This is a genomic window from Kitasatospora sp. NPDC002551 (assembly GCF_040296005.1).
Classification (GTDB): domain Bacteria; phylum Actinomycetota; class Actinomycetes; order Streptomycetales; family Streptomycetaceae; genus Kitasatospora.
The window spans coordinates 23,936-44,261 of the sequence record NZ_JBEOWI010000012.1 but is presented as its reverse complement, the minus strand read 5'-3'; the positions used below and the strand labels follow the sequence as shown (position 1 = coordinate 44,261).

The window sequence follows — 20,326 nt, the reverse complement described above, 5'->3', positions numbered from 1 at the left end:
TCTCATGGCTCACGTGGCTCTCCGGACAAACGGAGACAGCCTAGACGGCCAAATCGGGCGAAACCTCAGATGACCCTCAAATGCTCCCCAAAGCATCCGATCGTTGTCATCTCGTGTCCGAACCATCTCGCCCGGACGGCGGAGCCGGGGAAAGGTCGAGGAACCGCCCGGAAAGGGCTCCGGAAAAAAGAAATTCCCCGTGGGAACTCTTGCGAGTTCCCACGGGGAATTCATGGTGTCCGAGGGGGGACTTGAACCCCCACGCCCGATAAAGGGCACTAGCACCTCAAGCTAGCGCGTCTGCCATTCCGCCACCCGGACGGGGTGTGTGCTCCGGGGGATTTTTGCTCGCCCCCTCGGCGACAGAGAGAACATTACCAGGGTTTCGGCGTGCTTCTCACCTTCGTTTCCCCGGTGGGGATGGTGCGGGGCAGCGGGATGGATCGCCGGTGTGCGCGAAGCGGTGGTTCGACGGCGGTAGACGGTCGGGTTGCGGACGGTGAACGGTCGGGAACGGGCAGGGGCGGTCCGACACGGGCAACTTGTCGACGGTGCCCCGGCCGCGGGGGCGGCTCTCCTAGCCTCTGTGCACCGAGGACGCCATGAGCGGAACGCCTCATTCCCGGGGTCGCGGACGAAGGGCGGCTGGACGTGGAGCGGATCAGCGAGGAAGGGGCGGCGGCACGGGGCGGCCCCGCCGAAGGGGTGTGGCGCTTCACCGTGCCCGCCGAGCAGGCCTCGGTGCCGCGCACCCGGCACGCGGTGCGCGACCGGCTGCTGGCCCAGGGTCTGGCGGAGATCCGCTACCAGGAGCTGGTGGACGACCTGCTGCTGATCGTCTCGGAGCTGGTCGGCAACGCGGTGACGCACGCCGCCGAGCTGTCGCCGGAGGTGACCACCGAGCTGACGGTGCGCGGCGGATGGGTACGGGTCGCCGTCCAGGACGGCGACCCGTACCGGCCGAAGGCGCTGGTGGCCGACACCGGGCGGACCGGCGGGCGCGGACTGCTGCTGGTGAAGAGCGTCACGCTGCAGGCCGGCGGGGTGTGCGACGTGGAGAAGGCGGGGGAGGGCGGCAAGGTCATCTGGGCCTCGCTGCCGCTCCCCCGGGGGGCCGGCCCCGACCGGACCTGCCCCGAACGGCCCTGACCCACCCCGAACGGCCCTGCCCTGCCCGGCCGGGGCGGGAAGCCGGAACGGCCCGGGCGGAAGCCGGAACGGCCCGGGCGGCGGCCGGAGCGGCCCGGCGGCGGGCGGGCGGCCTACCAGGAGTTGCCGGCGACCTCGCGGATCCCCGGCAGGGCGGCCTCGAAGACGGTCCGGAACCACACCGAGAACGGCCGCTCCGCCTCCAGCGCGCGCAGCTCCTCGGCGGTCACGAAGGCGTAGTCGTCCACCTCCTCCGGGTCCGGCCGCACCGGCCCGGTGACCAGGCCCACGAACAGGTGGTTCCACTCCCGCTCGATCAGCCCGGACGCCTCGTCCGGCAGGTCGTAGCGGACCGTGCCGGCCTCGCAGAGCAGCGCCGGGGCGACGCCCAGCTCCTCCGCGGTCCGCCGGGCGGCGGCCACGAACGGCTGCTCGTCGGGGTAGGGGTGGCCGCAGCAGGTGTTCGACCAGACGCCGGGGGAGTGGTACTTGCCGAGCGCCCGGCGCTGGAGCAGCAGCCGGCCCTGGCGGTCGAAGAGGAAGACCGAGAACGCCCGGTGCAGCCGGCCGGGCTGCTGGTGGGCCCAGAGCTTCTCGCCGGTGCCGATCGTCACGCCCTCGTCGTCGACCAGCTCCAGCAGGATCTCCTCCGGCACGCCGCCGGCGGGTGCCGCGGTGTCCACGTCCGTCTCCACGTCGAGGCCGGTGTCGAGGCCGGTGTCCAGCGACGGGGCGGCCCCGGTGGGGGCGTCCGCTCCGGTCTCCGGGGCGAGGTGGGTGGGTCGGTCGGTCGGCAGACTCTGGGGCATGAGGCCTCTTTCGGCAGCTTCGGGAGCACTTCGGGAGCACGGGGAGCGACCACGGCTCGCACCGGTGGCGTCGCGCCCCAGTCTGCCGTACGGGTGGCACCGTGCAGAGGTCCCACGCACATCCCGGTGGGACGGGGGGTGCCCGGGGCCGGGGAGGACCGTCCCACTCGCAGAACTGTTCGGAATGTGTTCGATCTGTGTTCGACGCTCCGGCCGCGTACGGGCTGGTCGTCGTGGTCGCCTACCATCACATAGGACACCGCGGCCGCATCTCGGCGGCCCCGGCGCGCCATCGCCGGTCACCCGGAGACTCCCGGTAGCCGCGCGCGGCCGCGCACCGCACGACGGATCAGGAGACCCCGCATGATCGGCCTCGTTCTGGCAGCCGGCGCCGGCCGCCGACTGCGCCCGTACACCGACACCCTGCCCAAGGCACTGGTGCCGGTCGACGGGGAGCGGACGGTCCTGGACCTCACCCTCGGCAACTTCGCCGAGGTCGGCCTGCGCGAGGCGGCGATCGTGGTCGGCTACCGCAAGGAGGCGGTGGAGGAGCGCAAGGACGCCCTGGAGCGGAAGTACGGCGTCAAGCTCACCCTGGTCGAGAACGACAAGGCGGAGGAGTGGAACAACGCCTACTCGCTCTGGTGCGCCCGCGACCTCTTCACCGAGGGCCTGCTGCTCGCCAACGGCGACACCGTCCACCCGGCCTCCGTCCAGCGCACCGTGCTCGACGGCAACGCCCGGCTGACCGCCGAGGGCCGCGCGCCCGGCATCCTGCTGGCCCTCGACACGGTGAAGCGGCTCGCCGACGAGGAGATGAAGGTCGTCGTCCACCCCACCGCCGGCATGCGCCGCATCACCAAGCTGATGGACCCGGCCGAGGCCACCGGCGAGTACATCGGCGTCACCGTGATCAACCCGTCCGCCGCCGCGGACCTCGCCGACGCCCTGCGCACCACCTACGAGCGCGACCCGCAGCTGTACTACGAGGACGGCTACCAGGAGATGGTCGACCGGGGCCTGCGCATCGACGTCCAGCCGATCGGCGAGGTCTCCTGGGTCGAGGTCGACAACCACGACGACCTGGCGAAGGCGCGGGAGATCGCGTGCCAGTACTGACCCGGCTGGTGCCGTCACCGGTCTTCGTGGAGATCCGCCCGGGCGCGCTGGACGCGCTCGGCGGCATCCTCGCCGACCAGCGGCTGTCCGCCTCGGGCCGGATCGCGGTGGCGATCAGCAACGGCTCGGGCTCGGTGCTGCGCGCCCGGCTGGAGCCGGCGCTCCCCGGCGCCGACTGGTACAGCGTCGAGGACGGCAGCCTCGACAGCGCGGTCCGGCTCGCGGACGAGATCCGCGGCGGCGTGCGCGGCGGCCACTACGACACCGTGGTGGCGCTGGGCGGCGGCAAGATCATCGACGTCGCCAAGTACGCCGCCGCGCGGATCGGCCTGCCGCTGGTCTCCGTCCCGACCAACCTCGCCCACGACGGCATCTGCTCGCCCGTCTCCACCCTCGACAACGACGCCGGGCGCGGCTCCTACGGGGTGCCCAGCCCGATCGGCATCGTGATCGACCTGGACGTGATCACGGGCGCCCCGCCGCGCTTCGTCGCGGCCGGCATCGGCGACATCGTCTCCAACATCTCGGCCTGCGCCGACTGGGAGCTGTCGCACGCCGAGACCGGCGAGCCGGTCGACGGGCTGGCCGTCGCGATGGCCCGCTCGGCCGGCGAGAACCTGCTGCGCCACCCGGGAAACCTCCAGGACAGGGGCTTCCTCACGGCCCTCGCGGAGGCACTGGTACTGTCCGGCATCGCGATGAACATCGCGGGCAGCACCCGGCCCTCGTCGGGCGCCTGCCACGAGATCTCGCATGCCCTGGACGTGCTGTATCCCAAGCGGTCCGCCCAGCACGGCGAGCAGGTCGGCCTCGGTGCCGCCTTCGCCAGCTTCCTGCGGGGCGAGCGTGAGCTGTCCGGCCTGATCGCGGAGCGCCTGGCGCACCACGGACTGCCGGTGACCGCCGCTCAGATCGGCTTCACCGAGGCGGAGTTCACCGAGGCGGTGCACTACGCTCCGAACACCAGGCCGGGCCGCTTCACCATCCTCGAGCACCTCGACCTCTCCCCTTCCGCAATCAGGGACGCGTACGCCGACTATGTCCAAGCCGTCAACAGCTGACCGCTCCGCCCCGGGGGCCACGCCGCCGCCGGTGGACCTGACCCGCCGGCCCTCGATCGAGGAACTGCGCGCGGTGATCCACCCGGAGGGCATGCTCCAGCGCCGCAGCGCCGAGCACTGGGCCGGCCGGCTCTACATGCGGCGGATCTCGCTGCGGATCACCCGGGTGCTGTCCACCGTGACGGCGATCACGCCCAACGGCCTGACCTACCTGATGATGGTCACCGGCATCCTGGCCGGTGCCGCGCTGGTCGTGCCGGGGATCGCGGGCGCCGTGCTGGCGGCCCTGCTGATCCAGCTGTACCTGCTGCTGGACTGCGTGGACGGCGAGGTGGCCCGCTGGCGCCGGCAGACCTCGCTCACCGGCGTCTACCTGGACCGGGTCGGCCACTACATGTCCGAGGCGGCGCTGCTGACCGGCCTGGGCCTGCGCGCCACCGACCTGTTCCACCGCGAGGGCTCCGCCGCGCACTGGGAGTGGGCGTTCCTCGGCACCCTGGCCGCGCTCGGCGCGATCCTGATCAAGTCGGAGACCGACCTGGTCGACGTCGCCCGGGCCCGCAGCGGCATGACGGCGGTGGAGGACAGCGCCTCGGTGCCGCGCTCGGCCGGGGTCGCCAGGGCCCGCCGGGCCGCCTCGCTCCTCAAGTTCCACCGGCTGGTCGGCGCGGTCGAGGCCTCGCTGTTCATCCTGGCCGCGGGCGTCGCCGACGTCGTCCACGGGGGCCTGTTCTTCACCCGGATCGCGGTGGTCGTGCTGGCCGCGATCGCCATGCTGCAGACCGTGCTGCACCTGCTGAGCATCGTCCTGTCGAGCAGGCTCCGGTGAGCGGCGCGACGGGGGCCGGACCGGCCGGGGCCGCGACCGGGCCGACGGCAGCGACGGCAGCGACGGCAGCGACGACAACGGGGACCGAGACGACGGGGAGCACCGTGCCCACCAGCGCCACCGGCGCCGACGCCTTCCGGCTCGGCGCGGTCATCATCACCATGGGCAACCGCCCCGCCGAGCTGACCGCGCTGATCGAGTCGGTCCGCGCCCAGCAGGGCCCGCCCGTCGAGCTGGCCGTGGTCGCCCAGGGCGTCCCGATGCCCCCGCTCCCGGAGGGCGTGCGCTCGGTCGAGCTGCCCGAGAACGTCGGCATCCCCGGCGGGCGCAACGTCGGCATCGAGCTGTTCGGCCCCGACGGCCGGGACGTCGACGCGGTGCTGTTCCTGGACGACGACGGCCGGCTGCCCGGCACCGACTCGGCCCGACTGCTGCGCGAGGCCTTCACCGCCGACCCGGAGCTCGGCATCGTGAGCTTCCGGATCGCCGACCCGGACACCGGCGTCACCCAGCGCCGGCACGTGCCCCGGCTGCGCGCCAGCGACCCCCTGCGTTCCTCCCGGGTGACCACCTTCCTCGGCGGTGCGAGCGCGGTGCGCTGCGCCGTGTTCGAGAACGCCGGCCAGCTGCCCGGCGAGTTCTTCTACGCGCACGAGGAGACCGACCTCGCCTGGCGCGCGCTGGACGCCGGCTGGGCCATCGACTACCGCGCCGACGTGGTGCTCCACCACCCCACGACCTCGCCCGCCCGGCACGCCACGTACTTCCACAACGTGGCCCGGAACAGGGTTTGGCTCGCCAGGCGGAACCTTCCGGCCCTGTTGGTGCCTCTATACCTGGGAACCTGGTTCCTGCTCACGCTGGCCCGGCGGCCCTCCCCGGAGGCGTTCAAGGCCTGGCTGGGCGGGTTCAAGGCGGGCTGGCGCGAACCCTGCGGTGCGCGGCGGCCCATGCGATGGCGTACCGTGTGGCGCCTGACCAGGCTGGGCCGACCGCCGGTCATCTGATCCGTCCGACGACCGTACGGTAGGACGGTCGTCATGGCCGGTGACCACACACCGGCCACACTCCCCCCGAGATCCGAGTGGATCCCCATCGGCGCAAGGCCGGCGGACCCCCGCCGACCGGCCCGCCCCGACGATCCCGCCCGAAGGACGAATGTGTCGACAGTGAGTGAACCCGTCAGCCTCTCAGCCCCGAGGGGGGCGGACGCGGGCCTGACCCCCAAGCAGCTTGCGGACAAGTACGGTCTCACCGTGAGCGGCAGACGGCCCGGCCTGTTCGCCTACAGCAAGCAGCTCTGGGCCCGCCGTCACTTCATCTGGGCCTTCGCCACCGCGCGCCTGGTGGCCCAGTACACCGACGCCAAGCTCGGTCAGATCTGGCAGGTCGTGACGCCGCTGCTGAACTGCGCGGTGTTCTACCTGGTCTTCGGCGAGATCCTGAGCAACAAGGACGACAACCCGTACTACGTCGCCTGGCTCTGCATCGGCGTCTTCATCTTCCAGTTCACCCAGAACGCCGTGCAGTCCGGCACCCGGGCGATCGCGGACAACCTCGGGCTGATCCGCGCGCTGCACTTCCCGCGCGCCTCGCTGCCGATCGCGTTCACCGTGATCCAGCTCCAGCAGCTGCTGATCTCGATGGTCGTGCTGTTCGCCGTGGTCCTGCTGAACGGCGTCGAGCCCGGCCGGACCTGGATCCTGGTGGTCCCCGCGCTGGTGCTGCAGTCGATGTTCAACACCGGTGTCGCCCTGATCTTCGCCCGGGTCGGCGCCAAGACCAGCGACATCTCCCAGCTGATCCCGTTCGCGATGCGCGCCTGGCTGTTCCTCTCCGGCGTCATGTACAGCATCACCGACAAGATCAAGGAGTGGCCGGAGTTCTGGCAGAAGGTGATGGAGCTCAACCCGGCCTCCGTCTACATCGACCTGGTCCGCCACGCGCTCGCACCCGTCATCTACAACAAGCACCAGCAGCAGTTCCTGGAGTTCCCGCCGCACCAGTGGAAGTACGGCATCGCCTGGGGTGTGGGCATGCTGGTCATCGGATACGTCTTCTTCTGGAAGGCTGAGGAGGAGTACGGCCGTGGCTGACACCGACGTGCGAGGGACCGATCTGACCAAGGACCTGAAGGACGCCGCCCCGCGCCGCAAGGTGTTCGACGCGGACGTGGCCCGCGAGCCCACCGTCGTCGTCGACGACGTGCACATCGTCTACCGGGTGCACGGCGCCGGCTCCGGCAAGGGCAGCGCCACCTCGGCGCTCAGCCGGATCATCAGCCGCAAGCGCGGGTCCGGCGTACGCGAGGTGCACGCGGTGAAGGGCGTCAGCTTCACCGCGTACAAGGGCGAGGCGATCGGCCTGATCGGCTCCAACGGCTCCGGCAAGTCCACCATGCTGGCGGCCATCGCCGGCCTGCTGCCGACCGAGAAGGGCGGCATCTACACCAACGGCCAGCCCTCGCTGCTCGGCGTCAACGCCGCGCTGATGAACGAGCTGACCGGTGAGCGCAACGTCGTCCTCGGCTGCCTGGCCATGGGCATGTCGCCGGCCGACGTGAGGCGCCGCTACCAGGACATCGTCGACTTCTCGGGCATCAACGAGAAGGGCGACTTCATCTCGCTGCCGATGCGCACCTACTCCTCCGGCATGGGCGCCCGCCTGCGCTTCGCGATCGCGGCGGCCAAGACCCACGACGTGCTGCTCATCGACGAGGCGCTGGCCACCGGTGACCAGGCCTTCCAGAAGCGCAGCAAGAAGCGGATCACGGAGCTGCGCGAGGAGGCCGGTACGGTCTTCCTGGTCAGCCACGACAACGCGTCGATCCGCGAGACCTGCGAGCGGACCATCTGGATCGAGGCCGGCGAGCTCGTCATGGACGGGCCGACCGAGGAGGTCGTCCGCCGCTACGAGCGCGGCGAGCGCCCGTAGCGGCGCACAGGACGGCCCGGCTCCGCGCAGGACGGGCGCGGGGCGCCACAGGACCGAGCGGCGGGGCCGGGCCCGGAGCAGAATCCGGGCCCGGCCCCGCCGTCGTTCGTGCGCCCCCGGCCCGCCCCGCCGTGCCCCGGGTGGCCCGCCGCCGCCCGGGTGAGCGCCCCGTGCGCCGGGTGAGGCGCTCTTCTCCGGCGCGGGCGTTGGTGTCAGGCTGTAGGCGCGGGGGTGGTGTGCCGGACGTGACTCCCGTGATCGGACGCGTGTCCGACTCGGGCCGATCACCGGAGCGGTGTAGAACGGGGGAGTGACAGCAGTGTCGGCTTCGGCCCAGCCCAACAGTGAGTCCCCGGCCGAGGGCGCCGCGGGAGCGGCGACCCTCGCCAAGGCGAGCGCGGAGAACTTCCCGGTCGCCCCGTTCTTCCTGCCCGCCGCGTGGCGCGACGACCTCATGACGGTCTACGGCTTCGCCCGGCTGGTGGACGACGCCGGCGACGGCGACCTCGCCGACCCGGTCGGCACCGCCGCCCTGCTCGGCACGCCCGCCCCGCCCCCCGCGGCCGGGCCCGCCGGCCCGCACCGGCCCGGCGCGCAGGAGACCGCCTTCCGGCTCGCCCTGCTGGACGGCCTGGAGCGCGACCTCGACCGGGTCTTCGAGACCGCCCTCGCCCCTTCCACGGCCGCCGAGGCCCCCCGCCACCCGCTGCTGCGCCCGCTGGTCCCACTGGTCGACCGGCACGGGCTCAGCCCGGAGCCGTTCCGCCGGCTGATCGAGGCCAACCGGGTCGACCAGACCACCGACCGCTACGCCACCTACGACGACCTGCTCGGCTACTGCACGCTCTCCGCCGACCCGGTCGGGCGCCTGGTGCTGTCCATCGCCGGCGTCTCCACCCCCGAGCGGGTCGCGATGTCCGACGCCGTCTGCACCGCCCTGCAGATCGTCGAGCACCTCCAGGACGTCGCCGAGGACCTCGCCCGCGGCCGGATCTACCTGCCCGCCGAGGACCTGGAGCGGTTCGGCGTCACCGAGGAGGACCTCGCCGCGCCGGGCGCGGGCCCCGCCGTGCGCCGCCTGATCGCCTTCCAGGTGGACCGTGCCCGCACCCTGCTCGACCGAGGTGCGCCGTTGGTAGGTACGGTTCGGGGGAGGCTTCGACTGCTCCTGGCGGGATTCACCGCGGGTGGCTACGCGGCCCTGGCGGCCGTCGAGGACGCCGGGTACGACGTGCTCGCCCAGCAGCCGAAGCCGGACAAGCGCCGTCTCGCAGCGAGGGCGGCGGCCATTTTCGCGAAGGGAAGGTGAACGCCCGAGTGGCGGCATCACCACTGGCGTCCGCGCCCGTCATGGCGGCGTACCGGTACTGCGAGGCAGTGACCGGGCTGCAGGCCCGCAACTTCAGCTACGGCATCAGGCTGCTGCCGGAGCCGAAGCGGCTGGCCATGTCGGCCCTGTACGCCCTCGCGCGCCGGGTGGACGACATCGGCGACGGCGACCTCCCGGACGACCGCAAGGCCGAGGCCCTGCTGCGCACCCGCGAGCTGCTCGACGAGATCCGGGCCGGTTCGGTCGCGGAGGACGACACCGACCCGATCAAGGTCGCGCTGGCGGACGCGGCCCGGCGCTTCCCGATCCCGCTCGGCGGCTTCGACGAGCTGATCGACGGGGTCGAGATGGACCTCAAGGGCGCCGAGTACCAGACGTTCGAGGAGCTGAAGGTCTACTGCCGGTGCGTGGCCGGGGCGATCGGGCGGCTGTCGCTCGGCGTCTACGGCTGCGACGACCCCGAGCGCGGTGCCCGGTACGCGGACACCCTGGGCCTGGCGCTCCAGCTCACCAACATCCTGCGCGACCTGCGCGAGGACGCCCTGAACGGCCGCACCTACCTGCCGACCGAGGACCTCGTGCGGTTCGGCTGCCAGGAGGGCTTCGCCCAGCCCCGGCCGCCGGTCGGCGCCGATTTCACGGGCCTGATCTCCTTCGAGGCGGCCCGCGCCCAGCAGGCCTTCGAGGAGGGCCTGCGGCTGCTGCCGATGCTCGACCGCCGCAGCCGGGCCTGCACCGCCGCGATGGCGGGCATCTACCACCGGCTGCTCGGCCGGATCGCCGCCGACCCGGAGTCGGTGCTGCGCGGCCGGGTGTCGCTGCCGGGCTGGGAGAAGGCGTATGTGGCGCTTTCCGGGCTCGCCGGGGGGCGTTCTTGATTCTTGCCACAGTTCTGTCACGCTGTGTCAGCGGGGAATCACTTCTGGGTAGAGCCCTGTTGACGGCTGTGCCGGATCCGACCGAGCTGTTCCCGGGTCCGACCGCAATGACCACGGGCGCTCCGGCCACGACCGGCCCGGGCGCGGGACGCGAGGGGGAGAGCCGATGACCGGGCGAGCCGACGCCGCGCGCCCGGCCGCTGTCGTGGTCGGCGGCGGTCTGGCGGGCATCACCGCAGCCCTGCGGCTGGCCGAGGCCGGCCACCGGGTCACCCTCGCCGAGGGCCGCCCCCGGCTGGGCGGGCTGGCCTTCTCCTTCCAGCGAGGCGAGCTGACCGTCGACAACGGCCAGCACGTCTACCTGCGCTGCTGCACCGCCTACCGGGGCCTGCTGGAGCGGCTGGGCGCCAACCGGCTGGTGCACCTCCAGGACCGGCTGGAGGTGCCCGTGCTGGGGGTCTCCGGGCCCGCCGACGCGCCCGTGCGCACCCTCGGGCGGCTGGAGCGCGCCGCGCTGCCGGTGCCGCTGCACCTGGCCGGCAGCCTGGCCCGCTACCCGCACCTGAGCCCGGCCGACCGGGCCCGGGTGGTCCGCGGCGCCCTCGCGCTGCGCCGCCTGGACCTCGCCGACCCGGCGCTGGACGCGGTCTCCTTCGGCGACTGGCTGCGCCGCCAGGGCCAGAACGAGCGCACCCTCGCCGCGCTGTGGGACCTCGTCGGCGTGGCCACCCTGAACGCCCGGGCCGACCAGGTGTCGCTGGCGCTCGCGGCCATGGTGTTCAAGACCGGGCTGCTCTCCGATCCCGGGGCCTCCGACATCGGCACGGCCGCCGTCCCGCTCGGCGTGATCCATCACGACCGGGCGCTCGCCGAGCTGGAGCGCGCCGGGGTGAAGGTGCTGCTGCGCGCCCGGGTGGCGGAGCTCAAGCCGGCCGTCCCGCAGCACGCCGTCCGGCTGGAGGGCGTCGACGAGCCGCTCGCCGCCGACACCGTGGTGCTGGCCGGCGCCCAGGACACCGCGGCGGCCCTGCTGCCGCCGGACGCCGTCGCCGGACAGGAGCGGCTCGCCGGTTTCGGCACCGCGCCGATCCTCAACGTGCACGTGATCTACGACCGCCGGGTGCTGCGCAGGCCGTTCTTCGCCGCCCTCGGCTCGCCGATCCAGTGGGTCTTCGACCGCAGCGCGCACTCCGGCCTGGCCGGTACCGCGCTCGGCGCCGCCCACCCCGGGGCCCAGTACCTGGCGCTGTCGCAGTCCGCGGTGCAGGACGAGATCGACCTGCCGGTGGCCGAGCTGCGCCGCCGCTACCTGCCGGAGCTGGCCCGGCTGCTGCCCGCCGCCGGCGGGGCCGAGGTGCTGGACTTCTTCGTCACCCGCGAGCGCACCGCCACCTTCGACCCGGCCCCGGGCACGGCGGCAGTGCGGCCCGGCCCGCGCACCGCCGTCCCCGGCCTGCTGCTGGCCGGCGCGTGGACGGCCACCGGCTGGCCCGCCACGATGGAGGGAGCCGTGCGCAGCGGCCACGCCGCCGCCGACGCGGCCCTCGCCGCCGAGGGCCGGCGCCGGCCCGTCGACCGCGGCGACGGGAGGTGGCCGCGGTGACCGGCGCCCCGCACGCCGGGGACCGCGGCGAGCCCGTCAGAGCGGGCGTTCACCCGTTCGGTCCCGGCGGCGCGACCGCCCTCGCCGGCCGTGGCCCCACCGGCCGCACCACCACCGCCAGCGTCCGGCCGTCCCACGCGGCCAGGCACCACCAGGGAGAGGGAACGTACGTGGAGTCACGCATCGGCAGGGCCGTCGGAGGCACGGCACATGCCGAACCGGTCTCGGTGCCGGAGCTGCTCAACCGCACCCGCGCGCTCTGCACCCCGCCGCTGAGGGCCGCCGTCGCCCGTCTGGCGGCACCCATGGACACCGTCGCGGCGTACCACTTCGGCTGGATCGACCGGGACGGCGCGCCGGTCGCGGGGGACGGTGGCAAGGCCGTCCGCCCGGCCCTGGCCCTGCTCTCGGCCCAGGCCGCCGGCGCCCCGGCGGAAGCCGGTGTGCCCGGTGGGGTCGCTGTTGAACTGGTGCACAACTTCTCCCTGCTCCATGATGATCTGATGGACGGTGACGAGACCCGGCGCCACCGGGCCACCGCCTGGACGGTCTTCGGACCGGCCCAGGCGATCCTGGTCGGTGACGCCCTGGCGACGCTCGGTACGGAGGTGCTGCTGGACGCCGCCACCGCGGGCGGCGCGAGCGCCACCGACGCCGCGCGTGCCGTCCGGCTGCTCAACACCGCCAGCCGCCGGCTGATCGACGGCCAGGCGATGGACGTCGCCTTCGAGCAGCGGGACACCGTCACCGTCGCCGAGTGCCTGGAGATGGAGGGCGGCAAGACCGCCGCCCTGCTCTCCGCCGCCTCGGCGCTCGGCGCCGTCCTGGCCGGCGCCGACGACCGGTCCGCGGACTCCCTCCAGCGCTTCGGCGAGCACCTGGGTCTGGCCTTCCAGGCGGTCGACGACCTGCTCGGCATCTGGGGGGCCACCGAGGTCACCGGCAAGCCGCACTGGGGCGACCTGCGCCAGCGCAAGAAGTCCCTGCCGGTCGCCGCCGCCCTCGCCGAGGGCGGCAAGGCCTCCCGCGAACTTGCCGAACAGCTCGCCGACCCCAAGGGGCGCGGCGAGGAGAGCGAGACCGAGCTGGCCGCCCGGGCCCTGCTGATCGAGCAGGCCGGCGGGCGGGCCTGGACCCAGGAGGAGGCCCGCCGCCAGCACACGACTGCCCTCGCCGCCCTGGACGAGGTGCCCATGCCCGACGTGGTGCGCGAGCACTTCGTCGCACTCGCCGAATTCGTGGTGGTACGAGAGAGGTGACGTTACGTTGACAGCAACCGCGGACGGCCGGCTCGACCCTGAGTACGATTCCGAGCCGGTCGCGGTGGGAGGCCTCCCCCCGGCGCTGCTGAGCGCCGGGCGGTGGCAGCCCGAGGGATCCGCCCCGGACGCCCCGGCCGGCCGGACCGATCAGCAGCCGGACGGGGCCGCCTCCGCCGAGGAGGCGCTGGCCCGTGCCACCACCCACCTGCTCTCCCTGCAGAGTTCCGAGGGGTGGTGGAAGGGCGACCTGGAGACCAACGTCACGATGGACGCCGAGGACTTACTGCTCCGGCAGTTCCTCGGAATCCTCACCGAGGAGCAGACCAAGGCCACCGCCGAGTGGATCCGCTCCCAGCAGCGCGAGGACGGCACCTGGTCCACCTTCCACGGCGGGCCGGCCGAACTCTCCACCACCGTCGAGGCGTACGTCGCGCTGAAGCTCGCCGGCGACGACCCCGGCGCCCCGCACATGCAGGCCGCCGCCCGCTGGATCCGCTCCGCCGGAGGCATCGCGGCCTCCCGGGTGTTCACCCGGATCTGGCTCGCGCTCTTCGGCTGGTGGCCCTGGGAGCGGCTGCCCGAGATGCCGCCCGAGATCATGTTCCTGCCCAAGTGGCTGCCGCTGAACATCTACGCCTTCGGCTGCTGGGCCCGGCAGACCATCGTCCCGCTGACCATCGTCTCCGCGCACCGCCCGGTGCGCCCGGCGCCCTTCCCGCTCACCGAGCTGCACACCGACCCGGACGACCCCTACCCCGCCCGGCCGCTCGCCCCGGCCACCAGCTGGGACGGCCTGTTCGAACGCCTCGACAAGGTCCTGCACGCCTACCACCGGCGCGCCCTGCGCCCGCTGCGCCGGCTCGCGCTCTCCCAGGCCTGCCGCTGGATCGTCGAGCGCCAGGAGGCCGACGGCTGCTGGGGCGGCATCCAGCCGCCCGCCGTCTACTCGCTGATCGCCCTGCACCTGGAGGGCTACGAGCTCGACCACCCGGTGATGCGCGCCGGGCTGGCGTCCTTCGACCGCTTCACCGTGCACACCCCCGACGGCCGGCGCTGGCTGGAGGCCTGCCAGTCCCCGGTCTGGGACACCTGCCTGGCCACCATCGCCCTGGTCGACGCCGGCGTGCCGGCCGACCACCCGGCGCTGGTCTCCGCCGTCGACTGGATGCTCGGCGAGGAGATCACCAAGCACGGCGACTGGTCGGTCAAGCGGCCCTCGCTCGCCCCCGGCGGCTGGGCCTTCGAGTTCGAGAACGACACCTACCCGGACATCGACGACACCGCCGAGGTGGTGCTCGCGCTGCGCCGGGTCGCCCACCCCGACCCCGCCAAGGTGGCCGCCTCCGTCGACCGGGGCGTGCGCTGGAACCTCGGCATGCAGTCCAAGAACGGGGCCTGGGGCGCCTTCGACGTCGACAACACCAGCACCCTGCCGAACAAGCTGCCGTTCTGCGACTTCGGCGAGGTCGTCGACCCGCCGTCGGCGGACGTCACCGCGCACGTCGTGGAGATGCTCGCCGAGGTCGGCCGGGCGCACGACCCGCGCACCCGGCGCGGCGTGGAGTGGCTGCTGCGCAACCAGGAGGCGGACGGCTCCTGGTTCGGCCGCTGGGGCACCAACTACATCTACGGCACCGGCTCGGTGCTGCCCGCGCTGGTCGCGGCCGGCGTCCCGGCCGAGCACCCGGCGATCCGCCGGTCGGTGCGCTGGCTGGAGGACCGTCAGAACGCCGACGGCGGCTGGGGCGAGGACATGCGCTCCTACGACGACCCGGCGCGCTGGGCCGGGCGGGGCGACTCCACCGCCTCGCAGACCGCGTGGGCGCTGATGGCGCTGCTCGCGGCCGGCGAGGGGCCGGACGGCCGGGCCAACCCGGCGGTGGAGCGCGGCGTGGACTGGCTGGTGCGCACCCAGCTGCCCGAGGGCACCTGGGACGAGCCCCAGTTCACCGGCACCGGCTTCCCGTGGGACTTCTCCATCAACTACCACCTGTACCGGCTGGTGTTCCCGGTCACCGCGCTCGGCCGCTATCTGCACGGCAACCCCGCCGTCGGCCGCCCGGCCGGCGGCCCGGCGGCGATCGGGGCGTCCCGGTGACCGCTTCCCCGCTGCTGGTCCTCTGCGCGCTCGGCCCCGAGGTGTGGGCCCTGCGCGGCGGGGACTGGCGCGGCGCGGCGGGCGGCCCGCCCGTCGTGGTGCGCACCGGCGTCGGCCGGCGGCGCGCCTCACATACCGTCAGGAGGCTGCTCACCGCGGCCCCGGGCGGCTACGGGGCCGTCGTGGTGGCCGGCTTCGGCGCCGCCGTCGCGCCGGGAATAACGCCCGGTGACGTGATCGTTGCCGACGGGGTGCGCGATGCCGAGGGCAACCACTTCGCCGTCGACTCCGGCCCGGCGCTCACCCGGGCCCTGACCGTGCGCGGCCTGACCGCGCACACCGGCGTGCACCACACCGCCGACCACGTGGTGCGCGGCCTGGAACGGCGCGCCCTGCACCTCCAGGGCGCGCTCGCCGTCGACATGGAGGCCGCCGCCGTGCTGGCGGCCCTGTGCGAGCTGCGCCCGGGCCTGCCCGCGGCCGTCCTGCGGGTCGTGGTCGACACGCCCGAGCGCGAGCTGCTGCGCCCGGGCACCCTGCCGGCCGGCGTCCGCGCCTGGCGCACCCTGCGCTCCACGGTGCCCGCCCTGGTCGACTGGCACCTGCGCGACGACCGGCCGCCCCGCGGCCGCCCCGCGCCCGCCGCCCTCAACCACCCGACATCCTCGACGCTCCCCCAGGAGGCGAGCTAGCCATGGCCATGCCGCTGCGCCAGACCGTGCGGGTCGGCACCTATCTCATGCAGCAGAAGCTGAAGCGACGCGACAAATTCCCGCTGATCGTCGAACTGGAACCGCTCTTCGCCTGCAACCTGGCCTGCGAGGGGTGCGGCAAGATCCAGCACCCGGCGGGCGTGCTGAAGCAGCGGATGCCGGTCGCCCAGGCGGTCGGCGCGGTCCTGGAGTCGGGCGCCCCGATGGTCTCGATCGCCGGCGGCGAGCCGCTGATGCACCCGCAGATCGACGAGATCGTCCGGCAGCTGGTGGAGCGCCGCAAGTACGTGTTCCTCTGCACCAACGCGCTGCTGCTGCGCAAGAAGCTGGACAAGTTCAAGCCCTCGCCGTACTTCACCTTCACCGTGCACATCGACGGGCTGCGCGAGCGGCACGACGCCTCGGTGGCCAAGGAGGGCACCTTCGACGAGGCGGTGGAGGCGATCAAGGAGGCCAAGCGGCGCGGCTTCCGGGTGACCACCAACTCCACCTTCTTCAACACCGACACCCCGCAGACCATCATCGACGTGCTCGACTACCTCAACGACGAGCTCAAGGTCGACGAGATGATGATCTCCCCGGCGTTCGCCTACGAGAAGGCCCCCGACCAGGAGCACTTCCTCGGCGTCGAGCAGACCCGCGAGCTCTTCCGCAAGACCTTCGCCGGCGGCAACCGGCGGCGCTGGCGGCTCAACCACAGCCCGCTCTTCCTGGACTTCCTGGAGGGCCGGGTCGACTTCGAGTGCACCGCCTGGGGCATCCCCAACTACTCGCTGTTCGGCTGGCAGCGGCCCTGCTACCTGATGGCCGACGGCTACGTGCCGACCTACCGCGAGCTGATCGAGAAGACCGACTGGGACAAGTACGGACGCGGCAAGGACGCCCGCTGCGCCAACTGCATGGCGCACTGCGGCTACGAGCCGACCGCCGTCCTCGCCACCATGGGCTCCCTCAAGGAGTCCCTGCGGGCGATCACCGAGACCGTCGGCTCCAGCCGGAGCCACTGAGCGCACTCCCCGGCGGCCGGCGCACCCCGCCGGCCGCCCCGTCCGGCCCGGGCCGCCGACCCCGGCCGGACCACCCCGCGCGGCGCGGCCACGGCGGGGCACCCACCGCACCGCTCCGAGTCGTGAGGTGAAAGCCATGTCACTGCTCTCCGGCATCACGTCCCCGGCGGACCTCCGAGCCCTCCCGGCCGCCGAGCTGCCCCGGCTCGCCGACGAGATCCGCGACTTCCTGATCGACGCCGTCACCCGCACCGGCGGCCACCTGGGGCCCAACCTCGGCGTCGTCGAACTGACCATCGCGCTGCACCGGGTCTTCGACTCCCCGCGCGACCGGATCGTCTGGGACACCGGCCACCAGAGCTACGTCCACAAGCTGCTCACCGGCCGCCAGGACTTCTCCCGGCTGCGTACCCGGGGCGGCCTGTCCGGCTACCCCTCGCGCGCCGAGTCCGAGCACGACCTCGTCGAGAACTCGCACGCCTCCACCGCGCTCTCCTACGCCGACGGCCTGGCCAAGGCCAACCAGCTGCTGGGCAGGGACGACCCCGTGGTGGCCGTGATCGGCGACGGCGCGCTCACCGGCGGCCTGGCCTGGGAGGCGCTCAACAACATCGCCGCCGCCAGGGACCGGCCGCTGGTCGTCGTCGTCAACGACAACGAGCGCTCCTACGCGCGGACCATCGGCGGCCTGGCCAACCACCTCGCCGCGCTGCGCACCACCCAGGGCTACGAGCGCTTCCTGTCCTGGGGCAAGGACGCGCTGCAGCGCACCCCGGTGGTCGGCCAGCCGATCTTCGACGCGCTGCACGGCGCCAAGAAGGGCTTCAAGGACGCCTTCGCCCCGCAGGGCATGTTCGAGGACCTCGGCCTGAAGTACCTCGGTCCGATCGACGGCCACGACCTGGCCGCCCTGGAGTCCGCGCTCACCAAGGCGCGCGGCTTCGGCGGCCCGGTGATCGTGCACTGCCTGACCGTCAAGGGCCGCGGCTACCGGCCCGCCGAGCAGGACGAGGCCGACCGCTTCCACGCCGTCAACCCGATCGACCCCTACACCTGCCTGCCGGTCGCGCCCAGCGCCGGCGTCTCCTGGACCTCCGTGTTCGGAGAGGAGCTGCTCGCCGTCGGCGCCGAGCGGCCGGACGTGGTGGCGATCACCGCCGCGATGCTCCAGCCGGTCGGGCTGGCCGGGTTCGCCAAGGCCTACCCCGAGCGGACCTTCGACGTGGGCATCGCCGAGCAGCACGCCGTCACCAGCGCGGCCGGCCTGGCCACCGGCGGCCTGCACCCGGTGGTGGCGGTGTACGCGACCTTCCTCAACCGGGCCTTCGACCAGGTGCTGATGGACGTCGCGCTGCACAAGCTGGGCGTCACCTTCGTGCTGGACCGCTCCGGCGTCACCGGCAACGACGGCGCCTCGCACAACGGCATGTGGGACCTGTCGATCCTGCAGGTCGTCCCCGGCCTGCGGCTCGCCGCCCCGCGCGACGCCGAGCAGCTGCGCGCCCAGCTGCGCGAGGCCCTCGCGGTCGAGGACGCCCCGACCGTGGTGCGCTTCCCCAAGGGCACCGTCGGCCCGGCCGTGCCCGCCGTCGAGCGGGTCGGCGGCGTGGACGTCCTGCTGCGCACCGGGGAGCCGCCGGAGATCCTGCTGGTCGCCGTCGGCACCATGGCGGGCGCCGCGCTGGACGCGGCCCGGCTGCTGCTCGCGGAGGGGTTCACCGCGACGGTCGTCGACCCGCGCTGGGTCAAGCCGGTCGACCCGGCGCTGGCGGCCCTCGCCGCCGGGCACCGGCTGGTGGTCACCGTCGAGGACAACGGGCGCACCGGAGGGGTCGGCGCGGCGGTCGCCCAGGCGCTGCGGGACGCGGAGGTGGACGTGCCGGTGCGGGTGCTCGGCCTGCCGCAGGAGTTCCTCGGGCACGCCGCGCGCGGCGAGATCCTGGAGGAGGCCGGGCTGACCGGCACCGGGGTCGCCGCCCAGACCGCCGCCTTCGCCAAGCACCTGCTTCCGGCCCGAGGACTACCGGACCGGGGACTTCCGAACCGAGGAGCGAACCAGCACCATGCCGGCTGACCCCGACAGCACCGACCGCCTCGACCGCACCGGCTTCCAGCAGCGGGTCGACGCCTCCGCGCGCCCCGGCTCGCGCTTCGACCTGGCCGCCCTGCTCGCCGAGCGCGGCGGCGAACGCTACGAGCTGCAGAGCCGCTACCTGAACCCGCAGCTGGCGCGGATGCTGCACACCATCGGTTTCGACCGGTACTACGAGCGCGCCCGGGGGCAGTACTTCTACGACGCCGAGGGCAACGAGTACCTCGACATGCTGGCCGGCTTCGGCATCTTCGCGCTGGGCCGCCACCACCCGGTGGTCCGCTCGGCCGTCCAGCAGGTGATGGACCTCGACCTGCCGGACCTGGTCCGCTTCGACGCCTCGCCGCTGCCCGGCCTGCTCGCCGAGCGCCTGCTGTCGTACGCGCCCGGGCTGGACCGGGTCTTCTTCGGCAACAGCGGCACCGAGGCGGTGGAGACCGCGCTCAAGTTCGCCCGGTACGCCACCGGCCGCCGGCGGATCCTCTACGCGGACCACGCCTTCCACGGGCTGACCACCGGCTCGCTCTCGGTGAACGGCGAGAGCGGCTTCCGCAAGGGCTTCGACCCGCTGCTGCCGGACACCGCGATCCCGCTCGGCGACCTCGCGGCGCTGGCCAGGGAGCTGAAGCGCGGCGACGTCGCGGCACTGATCGTCGAGCCGATCCAGGGCAAGGGCGTGCAGGCGACCCCGCCCGGCTGGCTGCGGGCCGCGCAGGAGCTGCTGCACGACCACAAGGCGCTGCTGATCTGCGACGAGGTGCAGACCGGCATCGGGCGCACCGGCGACTTCTTCGCCTACCAGCACGAGGACGGCGTACTGCCGGACCTGGTCTGCGCGGCCAAGGCGCTGTCCGGCGGCTACGTCCCGGTCGGGGCGACCCTCGGCAAGGGCTGGATCTTCGAGAAGGTGTACTCCTCGATGGACCGGGTGCTGGTGCACTCGGCCAGCTTCGGCTCCAACGCCCAGGCGATGGCGGCCGGCCTGGCGACCCTGGAGGTCGTGCGGGACGAGCGGGTGGTGGAGAACGCCCGCAAGGTGGGCGACCACTTCCGCGAGCGGCTGACCGCGCTGGTCGACCGGTACGAGCTGCTCGCCGAGGTGCGCGGGCGCGGGCTGATGATCGGCATCGAGTTCGGCCGGCCCAGGTCGCTGAAGCTGCGGACCGGATGGACGGCCCTCCAGGCCGCCCGCAAGGGCCTGTTCGCCCAGATGGTGGTCGTCCCGCTGCTCCAGCGGCACCGGATCCTCACCCAGGTGTCCGGGGACCACCTGGAGGTGATCAAGCTGATCCCGCCGCTGATCATCACCGAGCAGGACGTGGACCGGTTCATGACGGCCTTCACCGAGGTGATGGAGGACGCGCACCGGGGGAGCGGCCTGATGTGGGACTTCGGGCGGACGCTGGTCAAGCAGGCGGTCAGCAACCGCTGAGGCCGCGGCG

17 protein-coding genes and 1 tRNA gene are annotated in these 20,326 nt (G+C 73.3%); 16 read left to right on the top strand and 2 right to left on the bottom strand.

Going from position 1 to position 20,326, the window contains the following annotated elements:
* Window positions 1–233 precede the first annotated feature (233 nt).
* Window positions 234–321: transfer RNA gene (locus ABT093_RS13885), tRNA-Leu, on the bottom strand.
* 330 nt (window positions 322–651) lie between these two features.
* Between ABT093_RS13885 and ABT093_RS13880 the strand changes: the two genes are divergently transcribed.
* Window positions 652–1,149, top strand: coding sequence for an ATP-binding protein (locus tag ABT093_RS13880; RefSeq protein WP_350563874.1), 498 nt, complete (start codon window positions 652–654; stop codon window positions 1,147–1,149).
* 113 nt (window positions 1,150–1,262) lie between these two features.
* On the opposite strand, the gene idi is transcribed toward ABT093_RS13880, so the two are convergent.
* The gene (idi, locus tag ABT093_RS13875; protein WP_350563872.1) at window positions 1,263–1,958 is read right to left on the bottom strand and encodes an isopentenyl-diphosphate Delta-isomerase; all 696 of its coding nucleotides are present in this window, start codon (window positions 1,956–1,958) and stop codon (window positions 1,263–1,265) included.
* Window positions 1,959–2,321: 363 nt separating this feature from the next.
* Between idi and ABT093_RS13870 the strand changes: the two genes are divergently transcribed.
* From ABT093_RS13870 to ABT093_RS13800, 15 genes are all read left to right on the top strand, one after another.
* Window positions 2,322–3,077 (top strand): phosphocholine cytidylyltransferase family protein, encoded by a 756-nt coding sequence (locus tag ABT093_RS13870; RefSeq protein ID WP_350563869.1) that lies wholly within the window; start codon window positions 2,322–2,324, stop codon window positions 3,075–3,077.
* Window positions 3,065–4,138 carry an iron-containing alcohol dehydrogenase family protein gene (locus tag ABT093_RS13865; protein ID WP_350563867.1) on the top strand — a complete coding sequence of 358 codons (1,074 nt, stop codon included), beginning with the start codon at window positions 3,065–3,067 and terminating at the stop codon, window positions 4,136–4,138. Before ABT093_RS13870 ends, ABT093_RS13865 begins: the two co-directional genes overlap by 13 nt.
* A gap of 91 nt (window positions 4,139–4,229) precedes the next feature.
* Window positions 4,230–4,967 (top strand): CDP-alcohol phosphatidyltransferase family protein, encoded by a 738-nt coding sequence (locus tag ABT093_RS13860; protein WP_350564048.1) that lies wholly within the window; start codon window positions 4,230–4,232, stop codon window positions 4,965–4,967.
* Window positions 4,968–5,128: 161 nt separating this feature from the next.
* On the top strand, window positions 5,129–5,974 hold the full coding sequence (locus ABT093_RS13855; protein WP_350564047.1) for a glycosyltransferase family 2 protein: 846 nt from the start codon (window positions 5,129–5,131) through the stop codon (window positions 5,972–5,974).
* 153 nt (window positions 5,975–6,127) lie between these two features.
* Window positions 6,128–7,063 (top strand): ABC transporter permease, encoded by a 936-nt coding sequence (locus tag ABT093_RS13850; protein WP_350563864.1) that lies wholly within the window; start codon window positions 6,128–6,130, stop codon window positions 7,061–7,063.
* A 34-nt stretch (window positions 7,064–7,097) separates the two neighbouring features.
* Complete coding sequence (locus ABT093_RS13845) at window positions 7,098–7,901, top strand: ABC transporter ATP-binding protein (RefSeq protein ID WP_350756332.1); 804 nt, start codon at window positions 7,098–7,100, stop codon at window positions 7,899–7,901.
* Between the two features lie 319 nt (window positions 7,902–8,220).
* Window positions 8,221–9,210 (top strand): squalene synthase HpnC, encoded by a 990-nt coding sequence (gene hpnC, locus ABT093_RS13840; protein WP_350564044.1) that lies wholly within the window; start codon window positions 8,221–8,223, stop codon window positions 9,208–9,210.
* Between the two features lie 41 nt (window positions 9,211–9,251).
* Entirely contained in the window at window positions 9,252–10,109 is an 858-nt protein-coding gene (gene hpnD / locus ABT093_RS13835; protein WP_350564043.1) for a presqualene diphosphate synthase HpnD, read from the top strand.
* A gap of 166 nt (window positions 10,110–10,275) precedes the next feature.
* Window positions 10,276–11,712 (top strand): hydroxysqualene dehydroxylase HpnE, encoded by a 1,437-nt coding sequence (hpnE, locus tag ABT093_RS13830; protein WP_350563862.1) that lies wholly within the window; start codon window positions 10,276–10,278, stop codon window positions 11,710–11,712.
* Between the two features lie 170 nt (window positions 11,713–11,882).
* Window positions 11,883–12,971: a polyprenyl synthetase family protein gene (locus ABT093_RS13825; RefSeq protein ID WP_502884221.1), complete on the top strand. Its 1,089-nt coding sequence runs from the start codon at window positions 11,883–11,885 to the stop codon at window positions 12,969–12,971.
* Window positions 12,972–12,978: 7 nt separating this feature from the next.
* Window positions 12,979–15,072: a squalene--hopene cyclase gene (gene shc / locus ABT093_RS13820; RefSeq protein ID WP_350563860.1), complete on the top strand. Its 2,094-nt coding sequence runs from the start codon at window positions 12,979–12,981 to the stop codon at window positions 15,070–15,072.
* Window positions 15,069–15,764, top strand: a complete 696-nt coding sequence (locus ABT093_RS13815; RefSeq protein ID WP_350563857.1) for a 5'-methylthioadenosine/S-adenosylhomocysteine nucleosidase family protein — start codon at window positions 15,069–15,071, stop codon at window positions 15,762–15,764. Before shc ends, ABT093_RS13815 begins: the two co-directional genes overlap by 4 nt.
* A 2-nt stretch (window positions 15,765–15,766) precedes the next feature.
* Window positions 15,767–16,792 (top strand): adenosyl-hopene transferase HpnH, encoded by a 1,026-nt coding sequence (gene hpnH, locus ABT093_RS13810; protein WP_350563854.1) that lies wholly within the window; start codon window positions 15,767–15,769, stop codon window positions 16,790–16,792.
* A gap of 136 nt (window positions 16,793–16,928) precedes the next feature.
* Window positions 16,929–18,866: a 1-deoxy-D-xylulose-5-phosphate synthase gene (gene dxs, locus ABT093_RS13805; RefSeq protein WP_350563852.1), complete on the top strand. Its 1,938-nt coding sequence runs from the start codon at window positions 16,929–16,931 to the stop codon at window positions 18,864–18,866.
* A complete protein-coding gene (locus ABT093_RS13800; protein ID WP_350563849.1) occupies window positions 18,856–20,316 on the top strand; it encodes an aspartate aminotransferase family protein in 1,461 nt (486 codons plus the stop codon). Before dxs ends, ABT093_RS13800 begins: the two co-directional genes overlap by 11 nt.
* Window positions 20,317–20,326 lie beyond the last annotated feature (10 nt).

Excerpts from the sequence above, each read along its gene's own strand:
- ABT093_RS13860 (WP_350564048.1), top strand. The coding sequence starts at position 4,230 with ATGCTCCAGCGCCGCAGCGCCGAGCACTGGGCCGGCCGGCTCTACATG.
- idi (WP_350563872.1), bottom strand. The coding sequence starts at position 1,958 with ATGCCCCAGAGTCTGCCGACCGACCGACCCACCCACCTCGCCCCGGAG.
- ABT093_RS13870 (WP_350563869.1), top strand. The coding sequence starts at position 2,322 with ATGATCGGCCTCGTTCTGGCAGCCGGCGCCGGCCGCCGACTGCGCCCG.
- hpnH (WP_350563854.1), top strand. The coding sequence starts at position 15,767 with ATGGCCATGCCGCTGCGCCAGACCGTGCGGGTCGGCACCTATCTCATG.
- ABT093_RS13855 (WP_350564047.1), top strand. The coding sequence starts at position 5,129 with ATGGGCAACCGCCCCGCCGAGCTGACCGCGCTGATCGAGTCGGTCCGC.
- ABT093_RS13800 (WP_350563849.1), top strand. The coding sequence starts at position 18,856 with ATGCCGGCTGACCCCGACAGCACCGACCGCCTCGACCGCACCGGCTTC.
- hpnE (WP_350563862.1), top strand. The coding sequence starts at position 10,276 with ATGACCGGGCGAGCCGACGCCGCGCGCCCGGCCGCTGTCGTGGTCGGC.
- hpnD (WP_350564043.1), top strand. The coding sequence starts at position 9,252 with ATGGCGGCGTACCGGTACTGCGAGGCAGTGACCGGGCTGCAGGCCCGC.
- dxs (WP_350563852.1), top strand. The coding sequence starts at position 16,929 with ATGTCACTGCTCTCCGGCATCACGTCCCCGGCGGACCTCCGAGCCCTC.